Source organism: Winogradskyella ouciana (assembly GCF_009709615.1).
Lineage (GTDB): Bacteria > Bacteroidota > Bacteroidia > Flavobacteriales > Flavobacteriaceae > Winogradskyella > Winogradskyella ouciana.
Window position 1 is genome coordinate 1 of sequence record NZ_WJYA01000225.1, and the last position, 252, is coordinate 252.

1 protein-coding gene is annotated in these 252 nt (G+C 40.1%); it reads right to left on the bottom strand.

Annotated elements, in window-relative coordinates; all coding sequences use genetic code 11:
* A partial coding sequence (locus tag F1003_RS19035; protein ID WP_235898434.1) for a hypothetical protein occupies positions 1-252 on the bottom strand: 252 nt, incomplete at both ends.

The following is a 252-nucleotide window of genomic DNA, read 5'->3' on the forward strand; positions in this document are numbered from 1 at the left end:
GGCTTCGGCTATTTGTTTTCTTCTTTTTTCATGATCGATTATTTTAGGCATGGTTCCAGTGTAACAGGAAATATTTTTTCTTGCAATTTTGTAATACAGTTGTATTAAATAAAAAGCAGTGATACAATGCATTTTAGAAAACGATAAGGGGGAACCGGATTGAACGCGATTGCTTGGTTGATTGTCATTTGTGAGGCTGCGTTTTGGGCGGCTGTCATCTTCGGATTGGCGGCGCGCTATATATTCAGGCGG